Origin of the sequence: Burkholderia sp. HMSC10F09 (assembly GCF_001806955.1) — a bacterium.
Lineage (GTDB): Bacteria > Pseudomonadota > Gammaproteobacteria > Burkholderiales > Burkholderiaceae > Burkholderia > Burkholderia multivorans.
Genome location: NZ_KV786505.1, coordinates 54,894 through 62,530 on the forward strand (window position 1 = coordinate 54,894; position 7,637 = coordinate 62,530).

The following is a 7,637-nucleotide window of genomic DNA, read 5'->3' on the forward strand; positions in this document are numbered from 1 at the left end:
CGACGCGCTGCCGCTGGCCGCCCGACAGCTTCACGCCGCGCTCGCCGACCTCGACGTCATAGCCCGAGCGCCCATGCCGGTCGCGCAGCCGCTCGATGAATTCCGACGCTTCCGCACGCTCGGCGGCGGCGCGCATCTCGCGTTCGGTCGCATCCGGGCGGCCGTACAGGATGTTCTCGCGCATCGTCCGATGCAGCAGCGACGTATCCTGCGTGACCATGCCGATGGCCGCGCGCAGGCTGTCCTGCGTGACGTGCGCGATGTCCTGCCCGTCGATCCGGATCGCGCCGCCGTCCACGTCGTAGAAGCGCAGCAGCAGGTTCACGAGCGTCGACTTGCCGGCGCCCGAGCGGCCGATCAGGCCGATCCGCTCGCCCGGACGAATCGTGAGGTTCAGCCCGTCGAACACCGGCTTCTCGTTGTCGTCATGCGCGAACCGTACGTTGTCGAACACGATCTCGCCGCGCGACACGACGAGCGGCCGCGCATCGCGCGCGTCGACGACGCTGCGCACGCGCGTGAGCGTCGTGATGCCGTCCTGGATCGTGCCGACGTTCTCGAACAGCTCGGTCATCTCCCACATGATCCAGTGCGAGTAGCTCGACAGCCGCAGCGCCATCGCAATCACGGCGGCGACGACGCCTGCGCTCGCTTCGCCGTGCATCCACAGCGCGACCGCGAGGCCCGTCGAGCCGACCAGCAGCGCCGTCGACAGCAGATGATTGACGATCTCGAACGCACTGACGAGCCGCATCTGCGCATCGCCGGTGACCTTGAACGCTTCCATCGCGCGCCGCGCGTGATCCGCCTCGCGGCGCGTATGCGAGAACAGCTTGACGGTCGTGATGTTCGAATACGCGTCGGTAATGCGGCCCGTCATCAGCGCGCGCGCATCGGCCTGCTCGCTGCCGACGCGGCCGAGACGCGGCACGAAATACGCGCACGCGGCGCCGTAGCCGAGCGCCCACAGCGCGAGCGGAATCATCAGTCGCCAGTCGAAGCTCGCGGCAAGCGCGAGGATGCCGAGCAGGTACGCAGCCACCCCGATCACGACGTCGACCGACATGAACAGCGCGTCGCGCACGGCGAGCGCAGTCTGCATGATCTTCGTCGTCACGCGGCCCGCGAATTCGTTCGCATAGAACGACAGGCTCTGTTCGAGCATCAGTCGATGAAACAGCCAGCGCAGCCGCATCGGGAAATTGATCGCGAGCACCTGATGCTTGACCATCGTGTGCAGCGCGATCAGCACGACGCTGCCTGCGAGGATCGCCGCGAAGCCGGCCAGCGTGCCGAAGTGAAGCTCGCCGAACGTCGCCGGCGTGGCCGACGACAGCCAGTCCACCACGCGGCCCATCATCGCAAACAGCGCGGCTTCGTAGGCGGCGAGCGCCGCCGAGGTCAGCGCGATCAGCAGGATCCAGCCGCGCGCGCCCTGCGTGCAGGCCCAGACGAACGAGAAGAAGCCGTTCGGCGGCGTCGCGGGCTCTTCGAGCGGGAAGGTCGGCAGCCGTCGTTCAAACCACGAATACATCGATCATTCTCCTGATGCGATCGGGCGACGGGGCCCGATCGGTCATGCCAATAGCGGTGGATGCGCGGACGCATGCGACCGCACCGGCGCGCGGCCGCCGGAGCGCGGATTGCGTCGCGGCCGCGGCGCCCGGCTGCGAGTGTCGCATCGTTTCGCCTGCGTTGCAGGGCGGTTGTAAACCATGCCGGCACGGCGGCCGCTCGGCGGCGCGCCATCTTTTTTATCGAGTCGCAAAAAAGTCCTTGACTGTCTATCTATGAGTAGATAAAGTTCGCTCCATGGAAACGAAACCGACCGTCCGCGAACAGATTCTCGATCACGCGATCACGCTGATGATGCTGCGCGGCTACAACGGCTTCAGCTATCGCGACCTGTCCGATCTGGTGGGCGTGAAGACGTCGAGCATCCATTACTACTTCCCGTCGAAGGACGATCTCGTGCTGGAAGCGGTAGCGGCATACAGCGACGAAGTGCTGGCCGCGATGCGCGCGATCGATCCGTCGTTGCCGGCCGACGTGAAGTTGAGTCTGTACACGAAGCTGTTCGGGCGCACGCTCGGCGACGGCGACCGCATCTGTCTGTGCGGCATGCTTGCGGCCGATATCGAGTCGCTGCCCGACAACGTGCGGCAGGCGGTGCAGGCGTTCTTCCAGGCGAACGAGCGCTGGCTCGCGGAGCTGCTCGCGCAAGGCGCGAAGGAAGGCACGCTCAGCTTCAGCGGCAAGCCCGACGCGGCGGCGCGCGCGCTGTACGCGGCGTTTCAGGGCAGCGTGCTCGCGAGCCGGCTGTTTCATACGCGGGCGCGCCTCGAGGACGTCGAGGCGGTCTGGAAGACGCGGGCCTGACGGCGGGCGCGCGAGCAAGAAGGAGGGCGGTTCGCCGCCCTTTTGTCGGGTTTGGTTGTCTATCTGTTGGTAGATAGACTAAGTTGCGCAGATGCCTGGGCATCTGCATTTTTTGGGGATGTTTATCTATCTATGAGTAGATAAACAAACGCGAAGCCGGCGACGACGATGCCGCCTGCGAGCGACCCCGGTTGGAAGGTTGTTCCACTCACTCGTTGAAAAGGAGCCTGTCATGTCGATCGAAAAAGTGCTGTACCGCGCTCACGCAAAAGCCACCGGCGGCCGCGACGGCCGTGCGACGGTGCCCGAAAGCAATCTGGACCTGAAGCTCACGACGCCGCGCGAACTCGGCGGCGCGGGCGGTGCAGGCGCGAATCCCGAGCAGCTGTTCGCGGCCGGCTACAGCGCGTGCTTCATCGGCGCGATGAAGTTCGTCGCGGCGCGCGACAAGATCGCGATGCCCGCCGACGCGTCGATCGAAGGCAGCGTCGGCATCGGCGCGATCCCGAACGGCTTCGGCATCGAAGTGGAACTGAAGATCTCGCTGCCGGGCCTCGAGCGCGAGGTCGCGCAGACGCTGATCGAGCGCGCGCATGTCGTCTGCCCGTACTCGAACGCGACGCGCGGCAACATCGACGTCACGCTGACGCTCGTCTGACCGTACATGACAACCGACCCGTTCATCGCCCATCCATTACCCGATTCAGGAGTCTCATCATGAAGATCGTCAAGCCGCTGCTGACCGTCGCCGCCGTCGCGGCATTGTCTTCCGCCGTTCCGGCCGCGTTCGCGGCAGGCCCCGACACCGTGCGCCCCGACGCGACGACGAGCGCGTTTCTCGCCGCGTTGAACGCGCAGAAGGGCCCGGGCCTCGAAACGCTGAGCCCCGCGAAGGCGCGGCAGGTGCTCGTCGACGCACAGAACGGCGTGAAGGTCGACCTGTCGGGGATCGACGTGTCGAACCGCACGATCGAGCAGGACGGGCTGTCCGTGCCGATCACGATCGTGCGTCCGCAACACGCGACGGGCACGCCGCCCGTGTTCATGTTCTTCCACGGCGGCGGCTGGGTGCTCGGCGATTTCCCGACGCACGAGCGGCTCGTGCGCGATCTCGTCGTGCAATCGGGTGCGGTGGCCGTGTTCGTCAACTACACGCCGTCGCCGGAAGCGCGTTATCCGATCGCGATCAATCAGGCCTATGCCGCGACGAAGTGGGTCGCCGCACACGGTGCCGAAATCGGCGTCGACGGCAGCCGTCTCGCGGTGGTCGGCAATAGCGTCGGCGGCAACATGGCGGCGGTCGTCGCGCTGATGGCGAAGGACAAGGGCGGCCCGGCGATTCGCTTCCAGGGTTTGCTGTGGCCCGTCACCGATCACGACTTCGACACGGGTTCGTATCGCGCGTATCAGCAGGGCCACTTCCTGACGCGCTCGATGATGAAGTGGTTCTGGGACGCGTACACGAAGAACGAAGCGCAGCGCAACGAGATCTATGCGTCGCCGCTGCGCGCGAGCGTCGCGCAACTGAAGGGGCTGCCGCCCGCGCTGATCCAGGTCGCGCAGTTCGACGTGCTGCGCGACGAAGGTGAAGCATACGGCCGCAAGCTCGACGCGGCCGGCGTCGAAGCGACGACGACGCGTTACGACGGCACGATCCACGATTTCGGGCTGCTCAACGCATTGGCCGCCGATGCGCCGACGCAGGCCGCGCTGAAGGCGATGGCGAACGAAATCGCGACGCGTCTGAAGTAACGGCGCATGCGCGCGCCGCGAGGTGCGCGCGGAGATCGACGCGGCGGGCCTACGCCCGCCGCTTTTGCGTGCATGCGAAGCCGGGCGACCGCGTCGCGCAGCACGCAGGGTTCGGCCCGTTCGTGACGGTCACGACGTTTCGCACCGGAGACGAGGCGCTCGCGATCGCGGCAAGCGTCGCGTGCGGGCTCGGCGCCGGCCTCTGGACGCGCGACCGACAGCGTGCGCACGGCTTCGCACGCGGATCCGAGAGGCGGTGCGGATCGCTACAAGCGCGTGAGCCCCGGCTTGCCGCTCGGCAGCGTCTGCGCGAGCGACGACGGGTGCGCAAAGAGCTTCGACGCGATGCACGAGTACATCCATGCGAAATCGGTGTGGTTCGACGTCGACCCGCAGATTCCGCCGTACTATCCGCGTTGAACCTTTACACGGAGCGCATCGCGATGCATTCGTTCGTCTACAACGGCCTGCCGTCGCGCGTCGTATTCGGCGCGGGCAGTCTCGCGCAGTTGCCGCAGGAAATCGAGCGCCTTGGCGCCACGCGCGCGATCGTGCTGTCGACGCCGCCGCAGCGCGCGCAGGCCGAAGCGCTCGCGCATCGGCTCGGCGCGCGCGCCGCCGGCGTGTTTGCCGAAGCGGTCATGCACGTGCCGATCGAGACGGCGCGCGCGGCCCGCGCATTTGCCGCGCAGGTCGATGCGGACTGCGCGATCGCGATCGGCGGCGGCTCGACGACGGGCCTCGGCAAGGCGATCGCGCTCGATTCGGGGCTGCCGATCGTCGCGGTGCCGACGACCTATGCCGGCTCCGAAATGACGCCGATCTACGGGCTCACCGAAGGCGGGGTGAAGAAGACGGGCCGCGACCTGCGCGTGCTGCCGAAGGCGGTGATCTACGATCCGGACCTGACGCTGTCGCTGCCGGTGGCGCTCTCGGTGACGAGCGGGATCAACGCGATCGCGCACGCGGCCGAAGGGCTGTACGCGCCCGACGCGAACCCGGTCGCGAGCCTGATGGCGGAGGAAGGCATACGTGCGCTGGCCGGCGGCCTGCCGCGCATCGTGCACGACGCGCACGACGCCGACGCGCGCGCCGACTGTCTGTACGGTGCCTGGCTGTGCGGTGCCGTGCTCGGCAGCGTCGGGATGGCGCTGCATCACAAGCTGTGCCATACGCTCGGCGGCACGCTGAACCTGCCGCACGCGGAAACGCATACGATCGTGCTGCCGCATGCGCTCGCTTACAACCGCGACGCCGCGCCGGCCGCGATGCGGCGCATCGCTGCCGCACTCGGCGCCGACGACGCGGCACGCGGCGTCTTCGATCTCGCCCGTGCCAGCGGCGTGCCGGTCGCGCTGAAGGACATCGGCATGGAGGAGGCCGACATCGAACGCGTGCTCGATCTCGCGTTGCGCAACCCGTACTGGAACCCGCGCCCGCCCGAGCGCGCATCGCTGCGCGCGCTGCTCGAAGACGCCTATGCGGGCCGCCGGCCGGCGTGAGCGGCGCGACGCCGGCGAGCCCTTTGCCGCGTGCGCGTCACGCGTATCAAGAGACGAGATCGAGCCGAGTTCCGGCGCACGCGCCGACGACTCGCCGAGCGCGATCGCCGACACGGTGCGCGCGATGCCTGGGACGATCTGCGGCTCAAAACGATCATGAGCACACTCGTGCCGCTACCCGCACGGCTTCGCGCGCGAGCTCGAACTGACGCCGGCCGATTGACGCTGCAGTTGTCGCGAACTTGGTACGATCGCGCTTGCTCGCGCCGAGGCCGGTAGCGGCCGGCGCGTGCCGGCCGCCGCGGCGCGCGCCGTCGTCAGGAGAATCGCTTCATGTTGCAGGCTTTCGCGGTATTGCTGACCTTCCAGTGTCTCGGGGAAGGGGGGTCCTATCTGTTCGGTTTGCCGGTGCCCGGCCCGGTGATTGGCATGCTGCTGTTGTTCGGTTTCGCGATGCTGCGGCCGCAGGTCGCCGACGCGATCGAGCCGACCGCGCTCGAACTGCTGCGCCATCTGTCGCTGCTGTTCGTGCCGGCCGGCGTCGGGATCATGGTGTCGGCGGGCCGCGTGCGCGGCGATGCGGTCGCGGTCGTCGTCGCGCTCGTCGTCAGCACGACGCTCGCGATCGCCGTTACCGCACTCGTCACGCGCGCGCTGCTGGGGCGCCAGCAACGCGCGGCCGGCACCGCGGAGGGCACGCGATGACGGCCTTCCCGAAGCTCGGCGCGATCTGGGTCTACCTCGCCGCGAGTCCGCTGCTCGGACTCACGATCACGCTGATCGCGTATCTCGTCGCGCAGGCCGTCTATGCGCGTGCCCGCTTCAATCCGCTCGCGAACCCGGTGCTGATCGCGGTCGCGCTGATCGTCGCGCTGCTGACGCTGACGCGCACGCCCTACCCGACGTATTTCGAAGGGGCGCAGTTCGTCCACTTCCTGCTCGGCCCCGCGACCGTCGCGCTCGCGCTGCCGCTGTATCGCCAATGGGCGAAGCTGCGCCGCGCGGCGTTGCCGCTGCTGATCGGCCTCGTCGCCGGTTCGCTGACGGCGATCGTGTCGGCGGTCGGCATCGCCGCGTTGCTCGGCGCGTCTCATCAGACGATTGCGTCGCTTGCGCCGAAGTCCGCGACGACGCCGATCGCGATGGCGGTCGCCGCGGAGATCGGCGGCATTCCGTCGCTGACGGCCGTGCTCGTCATTTCGACCGGGATCTTCGGCGCCGTCTGCGCGCGCAGCATCCTGAACGCGCTGCGCATCGACGAGCCCGCGGTGCGCGGCTTCGCGCTCGGCGTCGCCTCGCATGGCATCGGCACCGCGCGCGCGTTTCAGGTCAGCGAGGAAGCCGGTGCGTTCGCCGGGCTCGGGATGGGACTCAATGGCGTGCTGACCGCGTTCGTCGTGCCGATCCTGCTGCCGATCGTATCGCGCTGGCTCTGAGCGGCGCGGTGCGGTCGTACGGCAGTCTCGCATTGCGCGTTTCGATCGCGGCCGGCACGTATGCGGGCCGTTATCGCCGGAATTCACGAATGCACAAGGACAATTCCGCGGCGATCGGCTAACGTTGCATCGGCGCCGTCGTGCGCAACCGACATCCGTCGCGAGCGCGCCGGCGCCGCTCGATTCACCCTCGACAATCGACAAGGAGATCCGGCATGAAGCAGTCTCGCGTGGTTTCGGTGGCAGTGGCAGTCACGGCGTCGTTCGGTCTGCTGTTGACCGCCGCGCCGGCGGCATGGGCGCAGGACACGACGGCGGCATCCGCGCCGACGCAGAAGCAGCTCGACAAGGCGAAGAAGAAAGCGGCGCGCAAGGCGGCACGCGAGCGGCACGCGAAGGACCTGAAGGCGATCGGCACGGGCAGCGGCTATCGGCTGACCAACGATCAGAGCAACTATCCGCAGAACGCGGTGCAGAAGGCGCCGGCCAACGCGGCGCCGGCCGCGCCGGCTTCCGGGCAGTAACGCCGGCGGCGCACGACGCAGAACGCGCGGCGCGCGGGCGGCCG

Annotated in this window: 9 protein-coding genes and 1 pseudogene; 9 read left to right on the top strand and 1 reads right to left on the bottom strand. The window is 68.2% G+C overall.

All coding sequences use genetic code 11. The annotated features are described in order from the left end of the window. On the bottom strand, positions 1-1,534 hold a 1,534-nt coding region (locus HMPREF3115_RS01615; protein WP_256275949.1), incomplete at its 3' end, for an ABC transporter ATP-binding protein. A 278-nt stretch (positions 1,535-1,812) separates the two neighbouring features. Between HMPREF3115_RS01615 and HMPREF3115_RS01620 the strand changes: the two genes are divergently transcribed. From HMPREF3115_RS01620 to HMPREF3115_RS01655, 9 genes and pseudogenes are all read left to right on the top strand, one after another. After that, on the top strand, positions 1,813-2,379 hold the full coding sequence (locus HMPREF3115_RS01620) for a TetR/AcrR family transcriptional regulator (protein WP_006399226.1): 567 nt from the start codon (positions 1,813-1,815) through the stop codon (positions 2,377-2,379). 232 nt (positions 2,380-2,611) lie between these two features. Continuing rightward, positions 2,612-3,037 (top strand): organic hydroperoxide resistance protein, encoded by a 426-nt coding sequence (locus HMPREF3115_RS01625; RefSeq protein ID WP_006399225.1) that lies wholly within the window; start codon positions 2,612-2,614, stop codon positions 3,035-3,037. Positions 3,038-3,096: 59 nt separating this feature from the next. Next, complete coding sequence (locus tag HMPREF3115_RS01630; RefSeq protein ID WP_070553290.1) at positions 3,097-4,131, top strand: alpha/beta hydrolase; 1,035 nt, start codon at positions 3,097-3,099, stop codon at positions 4,129-4,131. Positions 4,132-4,253: 122 nt separating this feature from the next. Further along, positions 4,254-4,319 (top strand): annotated as a pseudogene (locus tag HMPREF3115_RS32110) (acetaldehyde dehydrogenase); the annotation flags it as partial. Between the two features lie 34 nt (positions 4,320-4,353). Then, positions 4,354-4,551, top strand: coding sequence for a hypothetical protein (locus tag HMPREF3115_RS32115; RefSeq protein WP_175835867.1), 198 nt, complete (start codon positions 4,354-4,356; stop codon positions 4,549-4,551). A gap of 23 nt (positions 4,552-4,574) precedes the next feature. Continuing rightward, positions 4,575-5,633: a maleylacetate reductase gene (locus HMPREF3115_RS01640; protein WP_053299161.1), complete on the top strand. Its 1,059-nt coding sequence runs from the start codon at positions 4,575-4,577 to the stop codon at positions 5,631-5,633. 333 nt (positions 5,634-5,966) lie between these two features. Next, positions 5,967-6,338 carry a CidA/LrgA family protein gene (locus HMPREF3115_RS01645; RefSeq protein WP_070553291.1) on the top strand — a complete coding sequence of 124 codons (372 nt, stop codon included), beginning with the start codon at positions 5,967-5,969 and terminating at the stop codon, positions 6,336-6,338. Continuing rightward, positions 6,335-7,069, top strand: coding sequence for an LrgB family protein (locus tag HMPREF3115_RS01650; RefSeq protein WP_006405403.1), 735 nt, complete (start codon positions 6,335-6,337; stop codon positions 7,067-7,069). The genes HMPREF3115_RS01645 and HMPREF3115_RS01650 overlap by 4 nt, the downstream gene beginning before the upstream one ends. A 215-nt stretch (positions 7,070-7,284) precedes the next feature. Next, complete coding sequence (locus HMPREF3115_RS01655) at positions 7,285-7,593, top strand: hypothetical protein (protein WP_006399218.1); 309 nt, start codon at positions 7,285-7,287, stop codon at positions 7,591-7,593. Positions 7,594-7,637: the final 44 nt, after the last annotated feature.